Raw genomic sequence first — 23797 nt, 5'->3', positions numbered from 1 at the left:
TTGTTATGATTTTGCAATGATGTCAGACTTATTTAGGTGGTTATAGCACCGGGGTTCCACCTCTTACCATTCCGAACAGAGAAGTTAAGCCCGGTTGCGCCGATGGTACTGTCCACAAGACGGGAGAGTAGGTCGCCGCCTTTTTTAAAATAAGAGACTCCTATCAGAGCAATCATCTGATGGGAGTCTCTTTTTTGTGTTTGAGGCAGAAGGCTCGGTTGTATTTTGGGGGCAACCAAGCGAAGAAAAGGAGCAGTTAGGGCGGATTATAAAAATATCAGGTGAGTCCGTTTGGGAGGCTCACCTGATGTTTGATTTGTGCTTCTTTTTGAACAGTAAAAGAAGGGCTTTTATGTTTTTTTCTTATTTAACGCTGAAGGTGGTAATCTTCATGCTGTTCTTCTCATTCAATTTGTCTGGATCTCCTAAGGAAATTCCATATTCCCCTGGCTGGAGGCCTTCTAAGACTATGAGGTATGAGCTTGTGCCATATTTCTTGGCTTGGAACTCTATTTGGCCTAAGGAATTTGACTTGCTGCCTGAGAATGTTCCAGCTTCGGCGATTTGTGCTCTTCTTTCTTTTCCCTTTACTTCAAATTTGAAGATGCTTATGAAAGAGTTAGGATCTGTTGCATTGTTGGCAGCTTTTATAATCAGGCGTACATCTTCGCCTTGTTTTGCAGCTACGCTTGATGTTGTGCCTGGTAGAGAGATGCGTGTTTTGATCTTTCCGATACCTGTCAGATATACTGAAGCTCCGGCTTTTGTTTTTACTACGCCTGTTTCTCTCGGTAGTTTTACGTATTCGGTATTTGAGGTAAGGAGATACGTTTGATCGGAGAATTCAGGTTCTGGAACTGTTACTTTCTGGGCAAAGGCGAAGCTTATGCTCAAGATAGCGAGGGTTAGGGTTAAAAGTTTTTTACTCATAATTCATTTGTTTTTAGTTATGTATTATGTGCAAATTTATGGTATTTATTTTTATACTAAAACAATTATAAAGGATATTTTACAGGATAAAAAGTCTTTTCCTACTTTTATTCCCACAAAAAATCCTCTCTTTCCCTTGTCGGAGGACAGAGGGAGAGAGAGGAGCGTATTTGCTTTATTGTTACGCTAATAGTGCGTAGTTTTCTTACTTAGCCACCTTTTTCAGAACATAAGGCAGACCGCTAGCAGCAGGCTGTTTGTCAGCGCCGAGCATAGTGAGGCTGTCTGGAGTCATAGCGTAGAAATCGCTGTCAGCACCTGCAACAGTTGTCAGGATGTTCTTAGCATCAACGCTGTACTTACCAGTTTCAGTTTGGCTGCCAGAGTGAGTGCGAGTGAAAGTGCTGTCAGACTTCAGTGTGATAGTTACAGAGTCAGAACCATCTGCACCAGGAAGAACACCAGCATAAACTGTGCTGTCAGCAGTGCTGTCGGCAATGCTATCAGTACCGTTACCGTTACCATTTGTTTTGTTGCCGCAAGAAGCGAAAGTCATAACTGCTGCAGCAGCTACGAAAAGAATCTTTTTCATTGTCTTTTGTATATTTAAGTTATTATTCGTTTATTCCGTATTTAGGAAGTTGCGACAAATGTACTACTAATCTTTGGACATACAACAAGAAGTAAACTTTTTTATGATTTCTGATGTTTTTTTTCTTGTGATATTCTTCTTCTGAGTGGTAGAGGTGGCAAAAAAGGCGTCTGTAACAATAGCTTAATTCTCCTTTTTCGTATTTTTGCACACAAGCAAGATAAGGATTGTGAACTTCATTCGTTTGTTCAATCTGATGAATGGGTTCGCGCACACCTCCTCTTGCGGCACTGTTGCGCTTATGCACATTGCTAAAAATCCCAATTAATAGCACACTACGAAATATATGACACAAGGAAGACTACTTTGGGTGGACGATGAGATTGATATGCTCAATGTTCACATCCTTTTTTTGCAGCGCAAAGGTTATGAAGTGACCAGCTGCTCCAACGGACAGGACGCTATCGACCTCTGCCGCGACAACGCTTATGATCTCATTTTTCTCGACGAGAATATGCCCGGCCTTTCAGGTCTCGAAACGCTGGCTGGCATCAAAGACATGCAACCCAATGTGCCCGTGGTGATGGTGACGAAGAATGAGGCCGAGGACATTATGGACCAGGCCATCGGCGCTAAGATTGCCGACTATCTGCTCAAACCCGTCAATCCGATGCAGATTCTTCTCACGCTGAAGAAGAACATCCACCAGCGCGAGATTGTGGCCGAGGTGACGCAGAGCAGCTACCGCCAGGAGTTTCAGAAAATCTCCGCGCAAATCAGCGACACCTCCACGCCCGAGGAATGGAAGGACCTCTACCGCAAGCTCGTTTATTGGGAGATAGAGCTCTCCGAGACGGGCGGCAGTATGGACGAGATGCTGGCCATGCAAAAGGAGGAAGCCAACCTCACCTTTGCCAAATTTATCCGCAAGAACTATGAGCACTGGGTCAATACTCCAGACGATCGTCCGCTGATGAGTCCCGATGTGTTCAAGCGTTGCGTCTTTCCGCGCCTACGTGAAGGAAAGAAAGTATTTCTCCTTGTGCTCGACAATTTCCGCTACGACCAATGGCGCGAGCTGAGCCGCGAACTCACCGACGACTTCGACATCGACGAAGACCTCTACTTTAGTATCCTCCCCACAGCCACGCAGTATGCCCGCAACGCTATCTTCTCCGGCCTCATGCCCTTGCAAATTCGCGAGATGTACCCCGAACTCTGGGTGGAAGAGGACGAGGACGAAGGAAAGAACCTCAACGAAGAACTCCTCATTGGCCACCAGCTCGAGCGCTACCGCAGAAAAGAGAAGTTCACCTACCACAAGCTCAACGACTCGCAGGGTGCCGACCATTTCCTTGGCCAAATCAAGCAGCTCACAGAAACGCCGCTCAACGTCCTTGTTATCAACTTCATCGACATCCTCTCCCACGCCCGCACAGAAAGCCGAATGGTGCGCGAGCTGGCTTCCAACGAAGCTGCCTACCGCTCCATCACGCTCAGCTGGTTCAGACACACGGCCATCAAGCAGCTCTTCACCAAGCTGGCGGAGATGGACTACGAAATCCTTATCACCACCGACCACGGCTCTATCCGCGTGGATGCGCCCATCAAGGTGGTGGGCGACAGAAACGTCAACACCAACCTGCGCTACAAGTTGGGCAAGAACTTAGGCTACAACGCCCGCGAAGTGTTTGAGATGAAAGACCCTCGCCGCTTCGGCCTGCCCTCGCCCAACCTCTCCACCGCTTATATCTACGCACAAGGTTCGCGCTTCTTTGCTTATCCCAACAACTACAACTATTACGCACAATACTATCGCAATACTTTCCAACATGGCGGTATTTCTATGGAAGAAATGCTCATACCCCTCGTTTGCCTCAAGCCCAAGAAGCGCTAAGCCCCTGTTTTGCCGTCTCTTCCTTTTCCATTAACTTTGTGCCACAAATAAAAAGAAAAGACAGAAAAGTATGGATTCCGCAACATTGATTGCCTGGGTTCTGGAGAACCTCAACTATTGGGTGGTGGCTGCCTTTATGGCCATCGAGAGTTCGTTTATCCCCTTCCCCTCCGAGGTGGTGGTGCCGCCTGCGGCGTGGCTCTCGATGAGCGACCCGAGTATGAACATCGTCCTGGTTGTTGTCTTCGCCACGCTGGGAGCTGATGTCGGTGCACTTGTCAACTATTTCCTGGCGCGCTGGTTGGGCCGCCCTGTCATCTATAAGTTTGCCCGCTCCCGTTGGGGGCATTTCTGCCTCGTCACCGAGGAGAGCGTGGCTCGCGCAGAGGAGTATTTCCGCGACCACGGGGCTACGGCCACTTTCTTCGGCCGTCTGGTGCCCGCTGTTCGCCAGCTCATCTCCATTCCGGCAGGTCTGTCGGGCATGAAGCTTGGTCCTTTCCTCCTCTACACCACGTTGGGCGCCGGCGCATGGAACACTGTCTTAGCCATCATTGGCTATTTCATTTCGCGCATCCCAGGTGTTCAAACCAAAGAGCAGGTAGTGAAATTGGCCATGCGTTATAGCCACGAACTGGGTTATGTCCTTTTCGGCCTCGCCGCTCTCTTCTTGGCCTATCTCATTTATAACGGCTTGAAAAAGTCGGACCTCCGCGAGAAGATCGTGAAGAGTGTCAACGAGATGGAGAAGGAGGAAGAGGAGAACTAATTGAGAGCGATTTTTTCTCGGACTGGTCAGACTTTTTTCAGACTAGTCGGACTAGTCAGACTGGTCCGACGGGTCAGATTCTTCTCAGACTGGTCCGACTCGTCCGACCAGTCCGAGATACAATAAGGCTGTCAGCTGACACAATAAGGCTATCAGCTGACACAATAAGGATGCCAGCTGACACAATAAGGAAAATCACGGCGCGCATTATCCTATTCATTTTCTTTTGCCTACAACCTATTATGAAACACCTCATATCCCTCATTTTCTTACTTTCCGCCCTGCCTTTGTCGGCACAGCGGGCCGATACGCTGCGAGCCGTTGACCACAGCTGGCTCTTCGGCGTTGGGCGCACCCATGTGCTCGACACTTATTTGAGTCCGCAGGACTATGTCGGGGCGGGATTTTCCGTTAGCCACCGCACGGAGCGCAATGCTCGCTGGGGGCGCGGCCGCGTGACGGTGGTGGCGCACTACAGAGCCGATGCCGCTCATCTCACCGGGCTGTCGGGCGACGGCCGCGAATGGGATGCCAACCTGCGAATGGGAGTGGGGTGGATGTGGAATAAAAGGTCTGTTCAACGCCCCTTTCGCCTGGCTTTCGGTCCGCTGGTCGAGGCCGGAACGGGCGTCACCTACAACACGCGAAATGGGAACAATCCGGCGCAGGGTAGGCTCTTCATGGATGTGGCAGCAGCAGGGCTGGCGGAATATGACTTCCGCGTGGGGCGGCAGCAATGGCAGGCGCGCGCAGAAGTGGCAGTGCCTCTCGCCGGACTGGCTTTCTCGCCTGCCTATGGGCAGTCCTACTATGAGTTGTTCGGTCTTGGCCACCGCGACCATAATTGCGTGGTTTCTCATGTGGGCAATGCGCCCTCACTCTATTTTCTCACCACGCTCTCCCTCCCGCTGGGCCGCTCGCGCCTCACGCTGGGTTATGGCGCAGATGTGCGGCAGAGTCGTTTCAACCATATCAAAACTCACCACTGGCAGAACCAATTTGTCGTTGGCTACACGCGCCGATTGCGACTACTGAAATAAACTCTTACGATGAGAACACTTTACCTCTTTTTTCTTTCGCTCCTCGCTGGCTTACTTTCGTCCTGCATCACAGAGGACATGGCGGACAATACGCCCACGGGCAACTTCGAGACGTGCTGGAAACTTATTGACGAACACTATTGTTTTTTCGATTATAAGAATAAGGAATACGGTTTGGACTGGGCGGCTGTGCGCGAACGCTACCGTCAGGGCGTTACGGACAATATGCGGAGCGAACAGCTTTTCGAGGTTCTGCGCCGAATGACGGCAGAGCTTCGCGACGGCCATGTGAATCTCAGTGCCGCCCACGATGTGGCGCGCTACGGTGCTTGGTTTGACGATTTCCCTATGAACTTCTCTGACTCGCTCGTGCGTCGCTATCTCGGGCGCAGCGAAGATTTCCGCGTGGGTAGCGGACTGCGCTACCGCGTGCTTTCGGACAATGTAGGCTACATCCGTTGCGCCTCCTTCGCCTCGCCTCTGGGTAGTGGCAACCTGCAAGAAATGATGCGCGCCCTGGCCATGTGCGACGGCCTAATTGTGGATGTGCGGAGCAACGGCGGCGGCCTGCTCACCAGTGCGGAGCAACTGGCCTCGCTCTTCATCAACGAACCCACCACGTGCGCCTATATGCAGCACAAGCGAGGCCCGCGCCACGACGATTTCTCCCCCATGGAGGCCATCCGCATTAAGCCGTTCAAGGGCTTGCGCTGGCAAAAGCCCGTTTGCATCCTCACGAATCGCCGCACCTTTAGTGCCGCCAACAGTTTCGTAATGTTCCTCAAAGGTTTGCCGCGCGTCACCGTCATTGGCGACCGCACGGGTGGCGGCGCAGGCCTGCCGTTCACCAGCGAACTCCCCAACGGCTGGACCCTCCGCTTCTCCGCCAGCCCCATGTACGACAGTGAGAAGCGCATGACCGAGATGGGCATCGATCCCGACATGAAAGTTGACATTTCCTCCTCCGACTACGCCCGCAGCATCGATACCATCATCGAAACAGCCCGCCAGCAGATCCGCACAGCAAAGAAAAAGGCGAGCGGAATAGAGTGATATTTCCAGAAAGTTCTCCTTTTTGTCCGTTTTTTTAAGAAAAAAAGTTAAACGGATTTTGTTTTTCCAGGATAAATATGAAACCTTTGTGGTTGGAATTGATTAAAACTATCCTAGAAACTTGTGAATTGAATCAGAAATAATAGAGAGAAGAAACACAGAATAGAGATTGTGTATCAGACTTGTTGTCATAATAAGTCTGTCTTTTACCCGTGTTTTTTTGTATTTAATTTCACAAAATAGTATTAGAAAACATAACGAAGAGGAACGATGAAAAAATGCGAATATATAAAGAAAATGTATGTCAAACCTGTAAGTACAGTCGTGGCTTTTTGTGACGAAACTACGTTCTTGGCTTCTAGTCCTGCTGTGCAGCCAGGTGGTGGCAACGGGGGGAATGTTACCATCAAACCTCTCGAAGAAGATGATGAAGACACAGATCTTACCGGAACGCGGAAGTTCTCTGAGAATAATTTGTGGGAATGAAAAAAGAAGAGTAATACGACAGTAAAATCAAGCAATATGAATATCAAGCAATATCATAAGCATTCGGTGCATCAGGCAGCGTTTGCTTTTCTCTGTATTATGGGGATGACTCTCGGTGCTTGTTCTGATAACGATCTCGATGATACAACCAATCAAGGCGACCGTGGCGCAGCGGTTTCTTATATTGTCTCTAATGCGCAGAACGGCACGCACCGACCAGCTGCCAGTCGTGCTCTGCCCGGCAGTCCGTTGAGCCGTGCAGCTTTTGCAGAGCAGATCGCGCCCTTGAACCTCACTCCTGAAGAACTTACTTCACAGAAATTGGATGTGCAGGGTGGCGATGGCAACACCTGCCTTATAGAAACCACTACGGCCGGCATAGAAAGTATGCCACGCAAGGCAGAGACGAACACAGAAGCCGGAACGACACACCGTTCCCGCATCGCTCCTCGTGCGAATGTTGTTGAAACATTCTCTGCTGCAGATCATTTCTCCTCCATAGGCTACCGCGGAACGACTTCTACCCTCAGCACCACGCCATGGTTCTACAACAAGGACACAAATCCCGACGGTACGCTCGTTAATGAGATTCTGTGGTCGTGGGAACAGCCCTATGGAAAGTTTTATGCTGTTTATCCTTTAGTGACTTCCAGCTACAATAAATTTCAGCTGTCTCCCGAGAGCTATACATCTACACCTTATGTTGATTTCGAAGTAGAGCCAAAAGTGGTCAACCAGAAAGACCTCATGACGGCGTGCTCCGGCGAAGTGAAGTATGCCACTCGATACGTGGCTCCGACAACGAACCTCGATTTCCATCACGCACTGACGGCTGTGCGCTTCAAAGTGGGTCAGAATCTTTCATGGAACAAGACGATAACGAAAGTGGAGATCGTCAACGCGCAGAGCAAGGGACGCTATACGCTCTCTTCGCAAGCCGACGGCACCGGAGCGGCGTGGAGCAACCTGAGTACTCCCGCCACGTTCACCCTTGGTGGCGACGGTACGCTCAATGTGAGTACTTCGCAAGCCGTTAACCAAATCATCATGGGCAATAATGGTGATAATTTCACTTTCTATATGATTCCGCAATCGCTTGCAGGCGTGAGCGTAAAGATTTATTTCTCCGACGGTTCTACGCCTATCAACGTGAACCTCTCCGGCACATGGAAGCCCGGCACAACGAAGACTTACGCTTTATCTCAGAAGAAATCCACGTGGATATACTGGCTCACCGTGACCAATCCCCCCGTGGTGGACTACACAGCCACAGAGGCTGCCAGCTATACGGTGCAGAGCTATCGAGCAGATCCTGATACTTACATTCAGCAGCCTGTGAAATGGAAGGTAGTAGGGTATGAGGAAAGCACCGACGGCGGTAACACCTGGACATCTCTCGGAACCACCAAACCTGCCTGGCTCATCCAGTTAAGCAAAGAGGAGGGCGACGGAGGTACATCGGCTGAGAGCGGCGTTGCAACTATCACTACGGCCATCGATAACCGCCTCAATAAATACAACAAAGTGTTGCAAAGCGCTACACCAAAGGGCGCTGCCGGCAACTACTACAACCTCTCCAACGCCACGGGTGCGGCCACTGTTGAGAATACTGCCAACTCTTATCTCATCTCTGCCCCGGGCTACTACAGTATTCCGTTGGTTTACGGTAACGCTATCACGGGCGGTGCTACTAATGAACATTCCTACAAAACCACTATGTCGGGCTCTGATGTCTTGAAAAACTTCACGGATCATGCAGGTAAGAATATCACTGATCCTTGGATTACGCAGAGCAATGGAGGTGCGAATGTGCCCGATGGAGCAAAGATTGTTTGGACAGACCAAAGCGGCATTGTAGAAGCAAGTAGTCTTTCTCTTTCTGCCGACAAAAAGTTTGTACAGTTCCATGTGCCGCAGGACAAGATTAAGAACGGTAACGCCGTCATTGCTGTCACGAAAGGTGGAGTAGTCGTATGGTCGTGGCACTTATGGTTCGCCCAGAATGATGCCCTCAACACGATTCCTGTAGTTAATAAAGCGGGCGTTACCTATAATTTCACCAAACTTCCGCTTGGTTTTGCCTATATGAGATGGGATGCATCTCCCTCCGACCAGCCTCGCATGGCTCGCGTAAAGGTGGAACAGACTGTTGCCAACGATGGTGAGAAACAGTTTGCTTATATCGACATCACGCAGACCCCTGGCGAAACAAAACAAATGTCTTCTACCTTCTATCAGTTTGGACGTAAGGATGCTTTTCCAGGAAAGAAAGCTATCATTGACGGTACATTTGAGTCCAATGGTGGGCAGAATATGAGCATTCAAAACGGCATTCAACACCCCGAAACGTTCTATGACTACGTTTGGTATGATAATTTCTGGAAGGTAAACCTTTGGTCGATGGATAACACTGAGACCGGCTTCCATGACAATGTCGTGGTGAAGACCGTCTACGACCCCTGTCCCGCTGGCTTCAAGATGCCTGCCAGCAATGCCTTTTCTGGTTTTACCACTACAGGGAATAATGTCATAAGTGATAAGGATGAGCTTAACGTGGTGGGAAATTACGACCAGGGTTGGCATTTCAAAACGGGAGACGGTTCAACTACTACGATCTATTTCCCTGCTTTGGGTTGGCGTCATCATGACGGCTATCTGAATGGCAGTGTTAATTACGGTTGTTATCATTCTGCCATTTCGCGTGATTCGGAGAAAACGAACAGCTTGTTCTTTGATAATTGGGGCGTGTATACAAAGTATGAACATTTCAGAAAAGGTAACGGACTTTCTGTCCGTCCTGTCTCGGAATAATACATTGATTTGACCTTGTAGGTTTAATATATTTAAGCAGCCAATTGTCCGAAAGGAACATTCAAGAATAAGGCTGGTTTCTCAAATTGGGAAACCAGCCTTTCGTATAAAAGCGAGGGCCGAGGTAGCACAGATGTCTAACCTCGTCCCTCGCGGTTCGTTTTGCGCCTTAGTGGCGTTGGCGCACAGCCTTATTTGCTTAAACTCTCGATCAGCGGTAACACGTTGGAAGTGAAGAGGCGCACGGAGATGGCCAGTAGAATCACGCCGAAGAACTTACGCAGGATGTAGATGAATGTCTTGCTAACGTGTTCTTCCACCCAGCTCGCGCCCGCGATGATGATGTAAACCAAGCCCATGTTGAGGGTGAGGGCCGCCAAGATATTGATTTGTGCAAATTCAGCCTTCAGCGAAATCAGCGTAGTGAATGCGCCAGGGCCGGCAATAAGGGGGAATACTACCGGAATAAGGGTGGCCTCCTTCGTGGGCCCGCCATATTTGAATATCTCAACATCGAGGAGCATTTCCAAGGCCATGATGAAGATGATGAGCGCACCCGCCACGGCAAACGACTGGATGTCGACATGGAAGAGTTGCAGCACGGCATCACCAGCATAGAAGAAAGCCACGAGCAATACCAAACTAATACCCGCAGCCTTCAGAGCATTGATGGGGCGTCCTTTGGACTGCAAATTGAGAAATATGGGCGTAGAACCCAACACATCGATGATAGCCATTAACACGATGAATGCACCAGCAGTTTGCTCAATGCTAAACTGTGAGAGTGTGTGAGAAATAATGTCCAACATAAGGGAATCTTTTTCTGTTTTATAGCGCGAAAATACGAAAACAACGCTTTTCAACCAAGCAAAATGGTGTAATCTTCTGTTCAATGAAGGAAGGATGTGCTTGAAAAGGTTGTAGCGTAGAAAGTTTTTAGTATCTTTGAGCGCCTAATTATCTTGACAACAAAGAAAAAAGTTCTACTTGTGACCCTCATAATTAACCCAAAATACGAACGCTTACGCGATTATTTAGTAAATATTGCTGACCATTTTGAAAATAATGGTAGCATGCTCTCCAATTCAAATAACAGCATCCGCCTGCTGGATGTTGACGGACTCACGCTTTGTGTGAAACACTACGGCCGAACCTCCTGGCGCAATCGCTTGGCAGTGCGTATCTACAAGGCATCAAAGGGCAAACATTCCTACTATTGCGCCGCACAGCTCAGAGAGCGCGGTTTCGCTACCCAAGAGCCCGTGGCCTATGTGGCTTATCGTCGTAATCTGATGGACCAGAATATGTATTTTGTCGGAATTTTTTCCAACTATCAGCATTCTCTTCACGAAGCCTTCGGTATGCCCCAATCGGAGAGAGCCGAACTGCTCGAAAGTTTTGCCCACTACGCTGCGCGCCTGCATGAGGAAGGTTTCCTCCCCATAGCGTGCAGTGCGGACAACATCCTTTTCGATCGCATCGACGGCCGCTACCGTTTCTCGATACTTGACACCGGCAACATGAAATGTGGGCGCAAAGTCAGCATCCAAAAAGGTTGCAAAAGTCTGGCTGCCCTCCAAGCCGATGACGCCTTCAACACCACGCTCATCCGTGCCTATGCCGCCGCTCGCGGAGTCAATGAAGCGGAATGTCAGAAATACTTCGAGCGCGCCAAATCATAAAGGTGCGCCACATTCTTCCCCACTCACAAACTCGGACCTCTCGTCCGAGTTTTTTTCTTTTCCCAGCAGCTGCCGTGAGGCAGCGAGGGGAGGGAATGTTGCGCAATGAGGGAAGACCGCTTTGCTTTGAAAGGATAGCGCGTGGAGCATCTCTCTAAGCAGGAGTTAAACAAGCAAATGAGCTTGTGTTGAGGGACAAAAATATAGGTATTCTTCTGATTGTTCATAACCTTCAATAAAGTGAAAGTTATGGTATGTTTTACGGCTTTATCTTCACTTTATTGAAGGTTATAACCTCTTCTTTTTTCACTCTTGAGTTGTGCGGAAATCTCTCTCTCTTCGCTGAAAATCAATAGGTTTTGCAGTGCTGAAAATATCCTTATTGTGTCGGCTGGCTTCCTTATTGCGTCAGCTGACACAATAAGGCTGTCAGCTGACGCCCTTATTGTATTTTTCGTGTGATAGGAACAAAGAAAAAGCCCCCTCCATCTCCCCCATGGAGGGGGAGTGTTCGGCTGCCACTTGTTTAGGAGAGATGCGGGGATTTCTGTTTTTCTTCTGTGGAATGATTGAGGGGAAGCGGGCGAGGTATGGGCATAAAAAATCCCCGACGGCTTCTGGGAAGCAGTCGGGGGAGGGTTGTGGTGCGCCTGATAGGACTCGAACCTACACGGCATAAACCACCAGATCCTAAGTCTGGCGCGTCTACCAATTTCGCCACAGGCGCGGAATGTGCGGCAGGAGAGGGAGGGGGAACAGATATGGAAACTACGGTACAACCCAAGCCTTCCTAACGACATTGCGGCGCGAAGATAGGTTTTTTTCGGGAAATGAACGAGAGTAAGGGCGAAAATTTTGTATTTTTGCATAATAATTGGCTTATTGTGAGTGAAAACTGCGCAATAGGTCGTGAAAATAGATTGATTTTACGTTCATGTCCGACGAAACAAAAGATAAAGACTTACAGCCGGAGGAGCACTCCTCCTATCAGCCAACGAGCTTGCAGGACGAAGCAAGAAAGCACCAGCTTACGGGGATGTACCAGACCTGGTTTCTTGACTATGCTTCTTACGTGATTCTGGAGCGCGCTGTGCCCCACCTTGCCGATGGTTTGAAGCCCGTTCAGCGGCGCATCCTTCATGCGATGAAGCGTGCCGACGACGGACGCTACAACAAGGTGGCGGGACTTGTGGGCGACACGATGCACTTCCATCCCCACGGGGATCAGTCCATCGGGGGAGCACTCGTACAGCTCGGTCAGAAAGAACTGCTCATCGACACGCAGGGAAACTGGGGAAATATCCTTACGGGCGACTCGGCTGCGGCTCCGCGATACATCGAGGCGCGCCTCTCGAAGCTTGCCCTCGACATCCTTTTCAATCCGAAAACTACGGAGTGGAAACTCTCCTACGACGGGCGTGCGAAAGAGCCTGTGGCACTACCTGTGAAGTATCCCCTGCTCTTGGCGCAAGGCGCAGAGGGCATCGCCGTCGGACTGAGTGCTAAGATCCTGCCCCACAACTTTGGCGAGATTTGCCAGGCGGCTATCAAATACCTCCACGGTGAGGACTTCCAGCTCTTCCCCGACTTCCTGACGGGCGGTAGCATTGATGTGAGCAACTACAAGGACGGCCTGCGTGGCGGTTCGGTGAAGGTGCGCGCCACCATCTCGAAGCTCGACAACAAAACCCTCGTTATCAGTGAGATTCCCTTTGGCACGACCACGGGCAGCGTTATCGACTCCATCCTTCGCGCCAACGAAAAGGGAAAAATAAAAATTCGAAAAGTGGACGACAATACGGCGGCAAAGGTCGAGATACTCGTACACCTCACGCCGGGCACTTCTTCGGACAAAACCATTGATGCGCTCTACGCTTTCACGGATTGCGAGGTGAGCATCTCCCCCAACTGTGTCGTCATCCGCGACAACAAACCGGAGTTCCTTACCGTGAGCGATGTTTTGCGCCACAACGTCGATTCTACCAAGGAGCTGCTGCGTCGCGAACTCGAGATACGCCGCAACGAACTCCTCGAAAGTCTCCACTTCGCCAGTCTGGAGAAGATTTTCATTGAGGAACGAATGTATAAGGACAAGGACTTCGAAAATGCCAAGGACCTCGACGCCGTCACGGCCCATCTGAGCAAGCGTTTCGAGCCTTACAAGGCCAGCTTCTACCGCGAAATCACGCGCGAGGACTATCTGCGCCTGCTCGAAATCAAGATGGCGCGCATCCTGCGCTTCAACAAGGAGAAAGCCGAGGAGTTGATAGCCCGCGTCAAGGCCGAGATAGAGCGCATAGAACGCGACCTGAAGAACATGACGGAGGTGACGGCCAACTGGTTTAAGATCATCTACGACAAATATGCTGCCGAACATCCGCGTCTGACGGAGATTCGTTCCTTCGATACGATTGTGGCCACCAAGGTGGCTGAGGCCAACCAGAAGCTCTATGTCAATCGTGCCGAAGGCTTTATGGGGACGAGTTTGAAGAAAGACGAGTTTGTGGAGAACTGCTCCGACCTGGACGACGTCATTATCTTCTATCGCGACGGAACTTATAAGGTGACGCGCGTGGCCGATAAAGTTTTCATCGGCGAGACGGAACGTTCCAAAGCCGAGAAGCGAAAGGCGGAAATCATCCATATTGCGGTGTTCAAGAAGAACGACAAGCGCACGATTTACAACGTGGTCTATCGCGACGGAAAGGCTTCCGCGTTCTATATGAAGCGTTTCAACGTGACCAGTATCATGCACGACCGCGAATACGATGTGACGCAGGGCAAACCCGGTAGTCGCATCTCCTATTTCACGGCCAATCCCAACGGCGAGGCCGAACAAATCAAGGTGACGCTCAAGCCCAATCCGAAATTGCGCCGCCAGTTTATCGAACAGGACTTCTCCGAACTCATGGTGAAAGGGCGTGGCAGTCGCGGCAATCTGCTCACGCGCCTCGATGTCCATCGCATCACGCTCAAGGCGCATGGCGTTTCCACCTTGGGCGGACGTAAGGTGTGGTTCGACCACGATGTCAACCGCCTCAACTTCGACGAGCGCGGACAGTATCTGGGCGAGTTCCACACAGGAGAGCAAATCCTCGTGATTCTCCGCAATGGCGAGTTCTACACCACCAACTTCGACCCCAATAACCACTACGAGGGCGACATTATGAGGGTCGAAAAATTTGTCGACTCAAAGGCGTGGACCGCTGTTCTCTACGATGCCGACCAGAATGGGTATCTCTATGTGAAACGCTTCCTGTTCGAGTCGCCCAGCGGTGGTCGCCATTGGAGTTTTACCGGCGACAATCCCAACACGAAGTTGGAAATCCTGACCGATGTTCCCTATCCACGTATCCGCGTGACGCTCGGCGGGCCCGATGCCTTCCGCGATCCCTTAGAAATTGATGCGGAAGAATTTGTTGCTGTTAAGGGATTCAAGGCCAAAGGTAAGCGCGTCACCACCTGCACCATAGAAAGCGTTGAGGAACTCGAACCCACGCGTTTCCCCGAGCCTCCCGCTGAGACCTCCGAGGCAGAGGGCGAAGCAGCTGAGGCAGAGAATGGTGAAGGTCCTAATCTCTTCAACCCCGACGATATTCCCTTTGAAATCACGAATAATGACACTGAAGAATAAGTCCGTTTCTGGCAGCATTTTGCCAGACGGACTTATTCCGTATGATACACTTTGTTAAGAAAAGATAAGAAATGGCGTGGGAAATAATTGTGTAAACCGTTTTTATTCTTTACTTTTGCCATTAACAAACCTTTAGTTCTGAAATCTGCGTTAAACCTACGCGATTCTGCACTGATAAAGATTATCGAACATGACGTTTTACGAAAGAGACAAGGAGCTTGAAGCCATTCGCAAGATAGAAGCCGACACCAAGAGTAGTGCCAAAATGGCCGTCATCACTGGCCGCCCCGGCATTGGGAAGACGCAACTCGTCCTGGAAGCTACGCGAGGGGGTAATCCCACCCTCTACTTCCCCGTTTCACGCAAGGCCGAGCCGCTTCTCTGCCGTGATTTCTTAGATGAAATGCGCAAAGTGCTCAATCTCCGTATCGACGAGGAATTTATTGACTTCCGAAGCCTCTTCAAATTTATTATCGTAAAATCCCAAGAGCTTTATTTCAACATTATCATAGACGAATTTCAGGAGTTCCATGCTATCAATCCGAAAGTCTATGGGGAAGTGCAAACCATCTGGGATCGTAACCGCGACCGCAGCCATCTCTGTTTGTTGCTTGTTGGTTCTGACTCGGCACTGGTCGATAAGGTGTTCCACGATAAGCACGCTCCGCTGATGGATAGGGCCGATCTCTGGCTCTACATCAAGCCTTATTCCACGGCCATGATTCGCCAACTCATCACGGCGGTAAAGCCCGACATCACGCCGGAGGACCTGCTGGCCGTTTACACCTTCACAGGGGGCGTTCCCCTTTATGTCCACGGACTTATCCGTGCTGGAGCGTTCAGTTGTGAGGACATTCTGAAATACTACCTCCGTTTGGGTTCGCCCTACATTACGGAGGGGAAAGAAATGCTCATCGACGGCGTGGGAAAGGAGTACACTTTCTATTTCTCCATCTTGGCTTGCATCGCCAACGATATTACGGCGCGCTCCGCCATAGAGGCCACGCTCGACAAAGAAATAGGCGGCTATCTCACCCGAATGGAGGGAGATTTCCACCTCATTACTCGACAAACGCCGCTCTTCTCCAAACAGGGCAGCAAGAACGTGCGCTATTCCATCAACGATAACTTCCTCCGCTTCTGGTTCCGTTATATCTATCACAACGACCGCTTCATCTATCAACATGACTATGAAGCGCTCCAGCAGCTGGTGCTCAACGACTACGGCGTGCTGAAGCACCAAAGTATGCGTAAGTACTTCGCGCAGAAACTCAAGGAGGCGGATGAGGCGTGGACTATCGGAGGATGGTGGGACAATGCCGAAGAGAGCCGCATCGATATTATAGCCACGCGCGAAGACACGATGCAGTGCGTTTTCGCCAATGTGGCGACCAGCACCCCCGAGGCGGATCTCGACAGACTCAAGGAACTGGCCGAGCCGCTTCTTGAACAGTTAAAAGATTATGAGGTAATGTATCGGATTTATGGTATAGAAGATCTTTAAGAGGCTTCCCTTCTCTCCCATGCGGGAGAGGGCTTAGCTGCCTCTTATGGGGTTCTCGAAATAGTCAGACATTTTGGACTATTCCGAGAACCTTTTTTCTTACAAGCCTCTCGGGCAAATTGGATTTCTTGCACCTGTTTGAGAACCAAAGGGAGAGGAGGAGCACCAGCATTATCCGCCCCGACGGAGCAATAAAGAAAGGGAGAAGGCAGTTGAGGCCCTCTCCCTTTTTGCTTATCACTTTCAAGAATTTGCTTATCCTTCTTAAGGATTCGTTTATAATTCCTGCGGCTTTGCTTATTATTCCCAAGAATTTGTTGATCCTTCCCGCAGCTTTGCTTATCATTCCACAGGATACCAACCACCTTCTGAGTCCTCGATGGGAGTATCCTTCTTTTTGCGTTCAGGTGTTTTTTGGGTAGTCTTTTCTGTTTGTCGGACGGGTTGCTTTTTCTGCTGTTTCTCAGCTTCTTTTCGTTCCTCGTCGGTCATTGGGTAAGAATCGTCGGGGAAGTCCTCTTTTTTCTCCTGCTTCTTCGGCACGAGCGGATTCACCTTTTTCTTCGGCGTCTCCTGCTGCTTGGCTGGCGTCTCCTGCTTCTTCGCTGGCGTCTCCTGCTTCTTCTCGGGCACAGAGTCTTTCTTCGCCGGCTGAGTAGGTTCTATGGGTACTTCCGTCTCTTGTTTCTTTTCCGTTTCCTTTTGTTTCTTCGGCTCGATAGGCACTTCCGTTCCCTCCGTGTCGGTCTGTCGGCGCGGCTGTGAGGGCTGTTCTGGCAGGTAGTATTCGTCCTTGTCGAGCTGCTTGTTCTTCTGCTTGTTCAGCAAGTCCTGTGCAGCTTTGTTTGCTGTAGCAATGCTGTCCGCCTTGGCTTTGTCGAGGCTGTCGGCCCGTGTAGGCTTCGTTGCAAGGGGGTAGATGGTTGGCCGCACGTCTTCGTACTTCTGCACAACGGGCGCGTTCTCCAAGTCGAGCGGAAGCTCTGGGTTGAGCTTCATAGGCGCGTAGTGCTTGGTGAAGAACTGCTGATAATCGGAGAAGCTATAAAGTGCGGGGATGAGCTCGAGATTTTTCTGTGAAATCAAGAACATCTTTGCGCGCCTTAGTTGTGGGCGCAATTGCTTATCGCGGTAAATGTCCTGCGCATATTGGTGGGCCTCGTCATAGCTGTTGAACCCACTGATGCGGAACTCTACCAGGCTGCCTTTCTTCGTGGCCGCTTGGGTAGGTGCGGTCTTGTCCGTCTTCGCTTCAGCAGGTTTTGTGGCCGCTGTGCTGCCGCCCGCCGTTGCCGGAGCCGCGCCCACTTCGCCAAACTCCTCCACCTTGTTGATGTCAAAGTTGCGCACGTAGAAACCTGTGAAGTTGAAGTGGGCAAGGTCGTAGAGCAACTCATTGTCTTTGATGGAATCTTTCGCGTAAGCAATGAGCACCACGAAAGGCGTATTGCGTTCGGCCGAGAGCTTCTGCTTCGCTTTCGCACCCAAGCCCAGCGAGTCGGTTTGTGCCGTGCGGCGCTCCCACAGACTGCCCAAATTATACGTCCCACTACCCGGTTGGCGACCCGCTTCGAGGCCGTTGACAATCATTCCCGCCATTTCGCTGACATCACTTTGCGGGTAGCGCGTCACGAGTTCGCGCAGCTCTTTCGCCACTTCGCGATTGTCGGCCCTTCCGATGCGTGAAAGCGCGTGAACCAGAATGAATTTCGGACGATTGATGCCGTCACTGAATTTCTCCGTCGATAGCGCGAAATTCCTTTCCACCTCCGCCGTCTGACGGTTGCGGTAGGCCATATAAGTTTCTGTGTAGAGCGAATCTTCGATGGCCTTGCCGTCACGTCCCAGGCGCAGATAATCAGGGTCGAGAATGCGACGCGTTGTCGGGCTTTCCGGATAGTTTGCAGCCAGATAGTTGCGATAGGTATTGGCCTCGTTCGGGCGTCCCCAGCGGGAGTAGAGCAAGAAGAGCTGGTAGTAGACATCCTCGAGCTTCTCAAACGTGGGGTACTGCCTCACGATGCGCTGCAGCGTGCGCGCCGCCAGCGGGAAGTCCTCGAGGTCGTCTTTTTCGATGAGACCTGCGTTGTAGAGCGCGTCCATCAGGAGGAGATTCGAAGCCTCTTTCTGTTCCTTAGTAAAAGGAATCTGTTTCATATAATAGTCGCGCTGATGCGGATCATCGGTCGGCGCAACGACGCTGTCCTTGCGTTCGCTCTCAGCTGCTTTGATGCTGTCCTTTGCCGCCTCGATGCTGTCGAGAGCTGCATAGTCCACACCATCGCTCGTATTGAGTTGCACCACCGTCTTATTCGCGCGGCGCCAGTTGTCCTCGTTCTTGCGGTTGCCCCAATGTTTTCGGAAATCCTCCTTACCCTGTTGCACCAGCATCGGGTTGTAGAAGTACCACGCCTGCGTTTGCTGTGCCGTTTGTGGGCGGCGCGGCGTGTTGGGAATACCTCGATTGTCGTTGCCCTTGCCGTTTTCTTCGGCGCGCGCATCGGCCGCACTGTCGCGACGGGCACGTTCGGCCGCTTTCTCCTGCTGTCGGAGCGCTTCTATGACGCGGTCGATGGCCGCATTACGATCTTTCTCACTCATCAGCGACAAAGCCTGGAGAGAATCCTGCAACTGAATGGCCGATGTATAGGGCACGAGCTTATCCAGCACCCGCGAGCGGCGCGTCACCTCGGCGTAGTCCTTCCGTCGGTTGTCGATCATGCCCAGTGCCTCGTTGTAGCACGTCTGCGCCTTGTCGTAGCGCCCACGTTCCCAGTAGAGCTGTCCCAAGCGGAGAAGCAGCACGCCTTTCTCCGCCCCGCTGCGCGTGGCTTTGGTGCGTCCTTGCTCATAAGCCGCAATGGCCGAGGCGGTATCGTTCTGCGTGAGGTAAACATTACCCAAGGCATAGTAAACTTGGTCCAGATATTCCTTGTTCTTATCCGATCGCGCCATACCCCGCAGTTGTGCCGTCATCTTGCGTGCTCCGCCAGCCTCCGGGAACACTTCCGTTTGGAGGATGCGGGCGTTGAATTCGAGTTGGTAGGGAGGTGAGAGTCGCGCACACTTTCCGAGCGCGCGATAGGCTTCGGCGCGGTGTCCGAGTTGTTGTTCCATCTGTCCGAGCAAGAAGTAGAGCCTTGCGCGGAGCTTGCGGTTGCGTGTTTTTCTTACGGCTGTTTTGAGATAGGGCAGTGCGTCCGCAAAACGCTCTTGGCGCAGCAGCAGGTTGGCGCGAGTTGCTGCCAGTTCACCGCCGAGGCGCGTGGGGATAGAGTCGCGGCGCACCTTGTCGAGAGCATCTTCCGCATCGTAGAACCAGCCCAGTTCGGCATACGACCGCGCCATCCACGTGCGCGCCTCTTGCACCACGGGCGGTTCGGCGGCATAGAGACGCGTGATATAGGAAAAGGTGGAGGCCGCGCCTAAGAAGTCGCCCTTCTGAAACTGCGCCTGCCCCATCAGGAGCCACGCGTGTTTGAGGAAAGGGTTAAACTCCTTGCGCCGGAGGAACTGCTTTGTTTTTTCATTGCGGCTCTTCGTCGGGTTCACCTCCGGTTTCACCTTGATGCTATGGAGCTGAATGGTTTTTTCAGCTTTGGTGATGGCGCGGTCAAACTGGCTTTTGCCAATGTTGCGCGTGGCCTCGTTGCCAACGGTGAAAAACGGTAGCATCTCCGTGTAGTTGTCCACGTTGCCCGAGATTTGCGCATCCACCCCTTCTTTGTAGGCCTCGTGGCCGTTGAAGTAAGTATTATACTTTGCTGTGAAGCCCTGCCAGAAGCGCGAGCCTGCCGTGTTCTGCTTCGTAGTGCACGCCACGAGGCAGAAAATCACACATATATATAGGAGTAGTCGTTTCAATATACGAGGATGAGAATGTCTATCTTGTATAAACTAAAAAATTAGCGTATTATTGTCCGAATCATGCGGCAGAAGAAGTAGAGTACCACCGAGATGAGGATGATCGAAGCCCCGCTGGGCACGTTGAGATAGTAGCTCACCACCAGTCCGCCCACGATTCCGACGAAGCCAAACAAGGCCGAGAGCCACACCATACTGCGGAAGCGATGCGTGAAAAGCGCGGCCGACTGCTGGGGAATGGAAAGCAGCGAGATGACTAAGACGATGCCCACCATGCGCAGGCAAACCACGATGGTCAGGGCGATGAGCGCAATCATCACCCGCTCGATGAGGCGCACGGGTAGTCCCTGCGTCACGGCAAACTGGCGGTCGTAGGCCACAGTGATGATAGCCGGCGAGAGAAGCAGGTAGAAAGCGTAGGTCACGAGTGTAAGTCCGCCGATGATGTAGAGGTCGAGGCGCGAGATAGAGAGGATGTCGCCGAAGAGGTAGGCCGAGAGATCATTCATAAAGCCCGGCGTGAGATAGGCAAAGAGAATGCCCACCGCCATACCGAAAGTCCAGAGCATGGCAATGGCGCTGTCCTCGCGGATGTTGCGACGGCTCAGGAAGTCGATGGAGAAACCCGAGAAGAGGGTGAAGGCCGCCGCCCCCACCAAGGGACTGATGCCCAACCACGCTCCGAGGCCCACTCCGCCCAAGCCCGCGTGGGCCATGCCGCCTCCAGCAATCACCAAGCGGCGCGTGACGACATACGTTCCTATCACGGCGCAGAGCATTGCCGCCAGAAATCCGCCTAAGAGGGCGTGCTGAAAAAACGTGTAGGAGAGAATCATAGGTTTTCGGCTTGTTCGCTCACAATCATATAGGCCTCGTCTTTTAAGGCATCGGGCAGTGCCACACCGCGCAGTTGCAGCGAGCGCAGCCAACCGTGAACCTCTTCGGGGCGCATCGTGGTGAGCACTTCTTCAAACTGTTCCACTTCGGCCGCTGTGTAGGCATCGGAAGCCTTACCGCGGTAGTCGTCGAGTTCTTCATCCTCGTAGTAGTCAGGCTCTTCTTTCAAGTCCTCCACCCGGCAATCCAGGTTGCACATTCCGCCCAGTCCGCAGATGGGGCGCGGCTGTTCCTCGCGTTCAGACGGCTGCTGCACATCGGCAGCAGGGGCAGGCGTGGCAGTTGTTCCGAATTCCGATACTTTCTCCTCCGTGGTGCGCGGCTTTCGGCGCAGCGCGTTGATGATTTGGATGAATACCATGAGGAGCGTAGCGATGGCAAATGCTATGAGAAATTTCATTGTTGTTCAAAATTTTTGAGGTCGTCCCAAAAGGAAGGATAAGATTTGGCCACCACTTCGGGGTGCTCGATGGTCAGTCCTGTGCAGCGATAGGCACACGGCGCAAAGGCCAAAGCCATGCGGTGGTCGTCGTAGGTGGCAATGGGGGCTGAAGCAACAGCCGCTGGTTGTGGCGCATCGCAACGCAGCACGGCGTCGCCTTCCACCACTACCTCGCAACCCAGTTTGCGCAACTCCTGTTGCAGTGCCGCGAGGCGGTCGGTTTCCTTGATGCGCAAACTTTCCAAGCCGCTGAAGCAGAAGGGCCGCCCCAGCATGGCGCACGTCACCACCAGCGTTTGCGCCAAGTCGGGCTGTGCGCTGAGGTTCAGTTCGAGGCGGCCTGTCGTGGCCTCCCCCTTGGTAAGCACCACGCCCTCGGGCGTAAATGCCGTGTGCACACCTAAGGGTTCGAAGAACTCACGCGTGCGGCAATCGCCCTGTAAGCTCTCGCGCTGCAATTGTGGCAGCACGATGCGCGCTTCGCTGTCGGGAGAGAGCGCGAGGAATTCGTACCAATAGGACGCCGCACTCCAGTCGGCCTCCACGGTGTAGTCCGCCGTGCGCTGATAGCCGCCAGATGCTACAAAGATTTCGTTCTCCGTCGTCCAGTGGGCAATGGCGCCGAAATCGCGCATCAGGGCCAGCGTCATGTCTATGTAGGGGCGCGAAGCGATGTGACCAGCGAGCGTGAGGGTGAGCCCTTCGCGCATCACGGGCGCAATCATGAGAAGTGCCGAGATGTATTGCGATGAGATATTGGCCTCCACCGTCAGAGAGCCACCAGCGAGTTCGCCGCCTTTGATGCGCAAGGGCGGGAAGCCTTCTTCCCCAACATACTCCATCTCCGCCCCCAACTGTCGCAGCGCATCAACGAGCACGCCGATGGGGCGTTGCAGCATCCGCTCCGACCCCGTGAGCACGCGCTCGCCGGGGCGTGTGGCGAAAAGGGCCGTCAGGAAACGCATGGCTGTACCCGCTCCGTGGATGTCGATGGTGGAGCGAAAGCCCATGAGTCCGCGGCGCATCACAATGGTGTCGTCGGCCTCGCTGAGGTTGTGCAGACTGACGGGCTGCGGCAAGCACGCATTGATAGTGAGCAGGCGGTTGGAGAGGCTCTTCGAGGCTGGCAGCACAACCGTCCCGCGCAGCTCCGGCAAGAGCCGTAAAGTTTTCAGTTCCGACATGGTTTGTGGTCTTTGTATGCAAAGATAGGAAGAAATTGGGGAAAATGGCTGATTCCTTTCTTGGTGGGCTCAGACTGGTCGGACTGGTCAGACTGGTCGGAGGTCCTCTTGCGGGGGCTGGTTCTCGGACTGGTCGGACCTGTCGGACTGGTCGGAGAATCTCTTGACTTTTTTTGGGTCTCGGACTGGTCCGACCAGTCCGACTCGTCCGACCTTCTTTTTCCTTATTGCCTCGGCCGATACAATAAGGCTGTCAGCTGGCTTCCTTATTGCGCCAGCTGACACAATAAGGAAAAATGCGCGCTTTTGGGCACTTTCGCGCGCTTTTGGCCACACCTTTCTGCCGTACAATCCTAATTTTCCAAGAAAAACAGTATCTTTGCGCAAATACTAACAAAGCATTTATATGACTTTCACCGAAAAAGCATGGCCTATCTTTGAACAGGTTGTGCGCGATTATCACAAAACTGATAGTATCGATGCGGCAGTGCCCAACCCCTTTACGCCCCAAACCATCGAGTACGACCTCTATCGCAAATGCTGGATTGATGCCGCTCAATGGCACATGGAGGACCTCATCCGCGACCCGGAAATCGACCCGCAGGAGGGGATGACGCTCAAACATCGCATTGATAAGAGCAACCAGGAGCGCACCGACCTCGTGGAACTCATCGACAGTTATTTCCTCTCTCTCTTCCATGAGGTGAAGCCACTGCCCACGGCTACCATCAACACCGAAACGCCGGCATGGGCGGTGGACCGCTTGAGCATCCTGAGCCTCAAAATCTGGCACATGCGCGAACAAGCCGAACGCCCCGATGCTTCGGCCGACCACAAGGCGCGTTCCGAACAGCGACTGAACGTGTTGCTCGAACAGAAGGGCGACCTCTGCGGCGCGCTCGATGCCTTGCTCGACGACCTCGCTGCTGGTCGTAAGGTGATGAAGCTCTACAAGCAGATGAAGCTCTACAACGATCCCGAGACCAACCCTGTACTTTATAAAAAATAAGAC

At 52.1% G+C, this 23797-nt stretch carries 18 protein-coding genes, 1 tRNA gene and 1 rRNA gene; 11 read left to right on the top strand and 9 right to left on the bottom strand.

Features of this window, described 5'->3' with window-relative positions; translation table 11 throughout:
* Window positions 1–32 precede the first annotated feature (32 nt).
* Window positions 33–144 (top strand): 5S ribosomal RNA (rrf, locus tag FHS60_RS06175).
* Between the two features lie 219 nt (window positions 145–363).
* Here the strand turns inward: rrf and FHS60_RS06170 are convergent.
* Window positions 364–930, bottom strand: a complete 567-nt coding sequence (locus tag FHS60_RS06170; protein ID WP_183696494.1) for a hypothetical protein — start codon at window positions 928–930, stop codon at window positions 364–366.
* Window positions 931–1135: 205 nt separating this feature from the next.
* Window positions 1136–1522 carry a copper resistance protein NlpE N-terminal domain-containing protein gene (locus FHS60_RS06165; RefSeq protein ID WP_183696491.1) on the bottom strand — a complete coding sequence of 129 codons (387 nt, stop codon included), beginning with the start codon at window positions 1520–1522 and terminating at the stop codon, window positions 1136–1138.
* A gap of 346 nt (window positions 1523–1868) precedes the next feature.
* Between FHS60_RS06165 and porX the strand changes: the two genes are divergently transcribed.
* From porX to FHS60_RS06135, 6 genes are all read left to right on the top strand, one after another.
* Window positions 1869–3419 carry a T9SS response regulator signal transducer PorX gene (gene porX, locus FHS60_RS06160; RefSeq protein ID WP_183696488.1) on the top strand — a complete coding sequence of 517 codons (1551 nt, stop codon included), beginning with the start codon at window positions 1869–1871 and terminating at the stop codon, window positions 3417–3419.
* 70 nt (window positions 3420–3489) lie between these two features.
* The gene (locus FHS60_RS06155; protein ID WP_183696485.1) at window positions 3490–4188 is read left to right on the top strand and encodes a DedA family protein; all 699 of its coding nucleotides are present in this window, start codon (window positions 3490–3492) and stop codon (window positions 4186–4188) included.
* A gap of 242 nt (window positions 4189–4430) precedes the next feature.
* Window positions 4431–5228 carry a DUF3316 domain-containing protein gene (locus tag FHS60_RS06150; protein ID WP_183696482.1) on the top strand — a complete coding sequence of 266 codons (798 nt, stop codon included), beginning with the start codon at window positions 4431–4433 and terminating at the stop codon, window positions 5226–5228.
* A 9-nt stretch (window positions 5229–5237) separates the two neighbouring features.
* On the top strand, window positions 5238–6281 hold the full coding sequence (locus FHS60_RS06145; RefSeq protein WP_183696479.1) for a S41 family peptidase: 1044 nt from the start codon (window positions 5238–5240) through the stop codon (window positions 6279–6281).
* A gap of 270 nt (window positions 6282–6551) precedes the next feature.
* Entirely contained in the window at window positions 6552–6767 is a 216-nt protein-coding gene (locus FHS60_RS06140) for a hypothetical protein (RefSeq protein ID WP_183696477.1), read from the top strand.
* Window positions 6768–6803: 36 nt separating this feature from the next.
* On the top strand, window positions 6804–9578 hold the full coding sequence (locus tag FHS60_RS06135; protein WP_183696474.1) for a fimbrillin family protein: 2775 nt from the start codon (window positions 6804–6806) through the stop codon (window positions 9576–9578).
* 191 nt (window positions 9579–9769) lie between these two features.
* On the opposite strand, the gene FHS60_RS06130 is transcribed toward FHS60_RS06135, so the two are convergent.
* Entirely contained in the window at window positions 9770–10387 is a 618-nt protein-coding gene (locus FHS60_RS06130; RefSeq protein WP_183696471.1) for a MarC family protein, read from the bottom strand.
* A gap of 180 nt (window positions 10388–10567) precedes the next feature.
* Here FHS60_RS06130 and FHS60_RS06125 point away from each other — a divergent pair, with 180 nt between their 5' ends.
* Window positions 10568–11260, top strand: a complete 693-nt coding sequence (locus FHS60_RS06125) for a hypothetical protein (RefSeq protein WP_183696467.1) — start codon at window positions 10568–10570, stop codon at window positions 11258–11260.
* Window positions 11261–11902: 642 nt separating this feature from the next.
* On the opposite strand, the gene FHS60_RS06120 is transcribed toward FHS60_RS06125, so the two are convergent.
* Window positions 11903–11987 (bottom strand) — tRNA-Leu (locus tag FHS60_RS06120).
* 207 nt (window positions 11988–12194) lie between these two features.
* Between FHS60_RS06120 and FHS60_RS06115 the strand changes: the two genes are divergently transcribed.
* Both FHS60_RS06115 and FHS60_RS06110 read left to right on the top strand, forming a co-directional pair.
* A complete protein-coding gene (locus tag FHS60_RS06115; RefSeq protein WP_183696464.1) occupies window positions 12195–14894 on the top strand; it encodes a DNA gyrase/topoisomerase IV subunit A in 2700 nt (899 codons plus the stop codon).
* Window positions 14895–15084: 190 nt separating this feature from the next.
* Window positions 15085–16398 (top strand): ATP-binding protein, encoded by a 1314-nt coding sequence (locus FHS60_RS06110; protein WP_183696461.1) that lies wholly within the window; start codon window positions 15085–15087, stop codon window positions 16396–16398.
* Between the two features lie 64 nt (window positions 16399–16462).
* Here the strand turns inward: FHS60_RS06110 and FHS60_RS06105 are convergent, their stop codons facing one another.
* The 5 genes from FHS60_RS06105 to FHS60_RS06085 all read right to left on the bottom strand — a co-directional run bounded on the left by FHS60_RS06105 (window position 16463) and on the right by FHS60_RS06085 (window position 22785).
* Complete coding sequence (locus FHS60_RS06105; protein WP_183696458.1) at window positions 16463–16744, bottom strand: hypothetical protein; 282 nt, start codon at window positions 16742–16744, stop codon at window positions 16463–16465.
* Complete coding sequence (porW, locus tag FHS60_RS06100; RefSeq protein ID WP_183696455.1) at window positions 16741–20235, bottom strand: type IX secretion system periplasmic lipoprotein PorW/SprE; 3495 nt, start codon at window positions 20233–20235, stop codon at window positions 16741–16743. Before porW ends, FHS60_RS06105 begins: the two co-directional genes overlap by 4 nt.
* Before the next feature lie 68 nt (window positions 20236–20303).
* A complete protein-coding gene (locus FHS60_RS06095; protein WP_183696523.1) occupies window positions 20304–21098 on the bottom strand; it encodes a metal ABC transporter permease in 795 nt (264 codons plus the stop codon).
* Window positions 21095–21559: a hypothetical protein gene (locus FHS60_RS06090; RefSeq protein WP_183696452.1), complete on the bottom strand. Its 465-nt coding sequence runs from the start codon at window positions 21557–21559 to the stop codon at window positions 21095–21097. The genes FHS60_RS06095 and FHS60_RS06090 overlap by 4 nt, the downstream gene beginning before the upstream one ends.
* Window positions 21556–22785 (bottom strand): 3-phosphoshikimate 1-carboxyvinyltransferase, encoded by a 1230-nt coding sequence (locus FHS60_RS06085; RefSeq protein WP_420837965.1) that lies wholly within the window; start codon window positions 22783–22785, stop codon window positions 21556–21558. Before FHS60_RS06085 ends, FHS60_RS06090 begins: the two co-directional genes overlap by 4 nt.
* Window positions 22786–23191: 406 nt before the next feature.
* On the opposite strand from FHS60_RS06085, the gene FHS60_RS06080 reads away from it, so the two are divergent.
* Window positions 23192–23794, top strand: coding sequence for a DUF4254 domain-containing protein (locus tag FHS60_RS06080; protein ID WP_183696449.1), 603 nt, complete (start codon window positions 23192–23194; stop codon window positions 23792–23794).
* Window positions 23795–23797: the final 3 nt, after the last annotated feature.

It is taken from the genome of Alloprevotella rava, assembly GCF_014195585.1.
GTDB classification, from domain to species: domain Bacteria; phylum Bacteroidota; class Bacteroidia; order Bacteroidales; family Bacteroidaceae; genus Alloprevotella; species Alloprevotella rava.
Note: the sequence above shows the minus strand (reverse complement) of the source record. Positions and strands in the feature narration are given on the sequence as shown.

Bases quoted from the DNA above. Each gene is read 5' to 3' on its own strand.
- FHS60_RS06080 (WP_183696449.1), top strand. From the start codon at position 23,192: ATGACTTTCACCGAAAAAGCATGGCCTATCTTTGAACAGGTTGTGCGC.
- FHS60_RS06115 (WP_183696464.1), top strand. From the start codon at position 12,195: ATGTCCGACGAAACAAAAGATAAAGACTTACAGCCGGAGGAGCACTCC.
- FHS60_RS06170 (WP_183696494.1), bottom strand. From the start codon at position 930: ATGAGTAAAAAACTTTTAACCCTAACCCTCGCTATCTTGAGCATAAGC.
- FHS60_RS06140 (WP_183696477.1), top strand. From the start codon at position 6,552: ATGAAAAAATGCGAATATATAAAGAAAATGTATGTCAAACCTGTAAGT.
- FHS60_RS06110 (WP_183696461.1), top strand. From the start codon at position 15,085: ATGACGTTTTACGAAAGAGACAAGGAGCTTGAAGCCATTCGCAAGATA.
- FHS60_RS06105 (WP_183696458.1), bottom strand. From the start codon at position 16,744: ATGATAAGCAAAGCTGCGGGAAGGATCAACAAATTCTTGGGAATAATA.
- FHS60_RS06090 (WP_183696452.1), bottom strand. From the start codon at position 21,559: ATGAAATTTCTCATAGCATTTGCCATCGCTACGCTCCTCATGGTATTC.
- FHS60_RS06085 (WP_420837965.1), bottom strand. From the start codon at position 22,785: ATGTCGGAACTGAAAACTTTACGGCTCTTGCCGGAGCTGCGCGGGACG.
- FHS60_RS06155 (WP_183696485.1), top strand. From the start codon at position 3,490: ATGGATTCCGCAACATTGATTGCCTGGGTTCTGGAGAACCTCAACTAT.
- porX (WP_183696488.1), top strand. From the start codon at position 1,869: ATGACACAAGGAAGACTACTTTGGGTGGACGATGAGATTGATATGCTC.
- FHS60_RS06165 (WP_183696491.1), bottom strand. From the start codon at position 1,522: ATGAAAAAGATTCTTTTCGTAGCTGCTGCAGCAGTTATGACTTTCGCT.
- FHS60_RS06150 (WP_183696482.1), top strand. From the start codon at position 4,431: ATGAAACACCTCATATCCCTCATTTTCTTACTTTCCGCCCTGCCTTTG.
- FHS60_RS06145 (WP_183696479.1), top strand. From the start codon at position 5,238: ATGAGAACACTTTACCTCTTTTTTCTTTCGCTCCTCGCTGGCTTACTT.
- FHS60_RS06095 (WP_183696523.1), bottom strand. From the start codon at position 21,098: ATGATTCTCTCCTACACGTTTTTTCAGCACGCCCTCTTAGGCGGATTT.
- FHS60_RS06130 (WP_183696471.1), bottom strand. From the start codon at position 10,387: ATGTTGGACATTATTTCTCACACACTCTCACAGTTTAGCATTGAGCAA.
- FHS60_RS06135 (WP_183696474.1), top strand. From the start codon at position 6,804: ATGAATATCAAGCAATATCATAAGCATTCGGTGCATCAGGCAGCGTTT.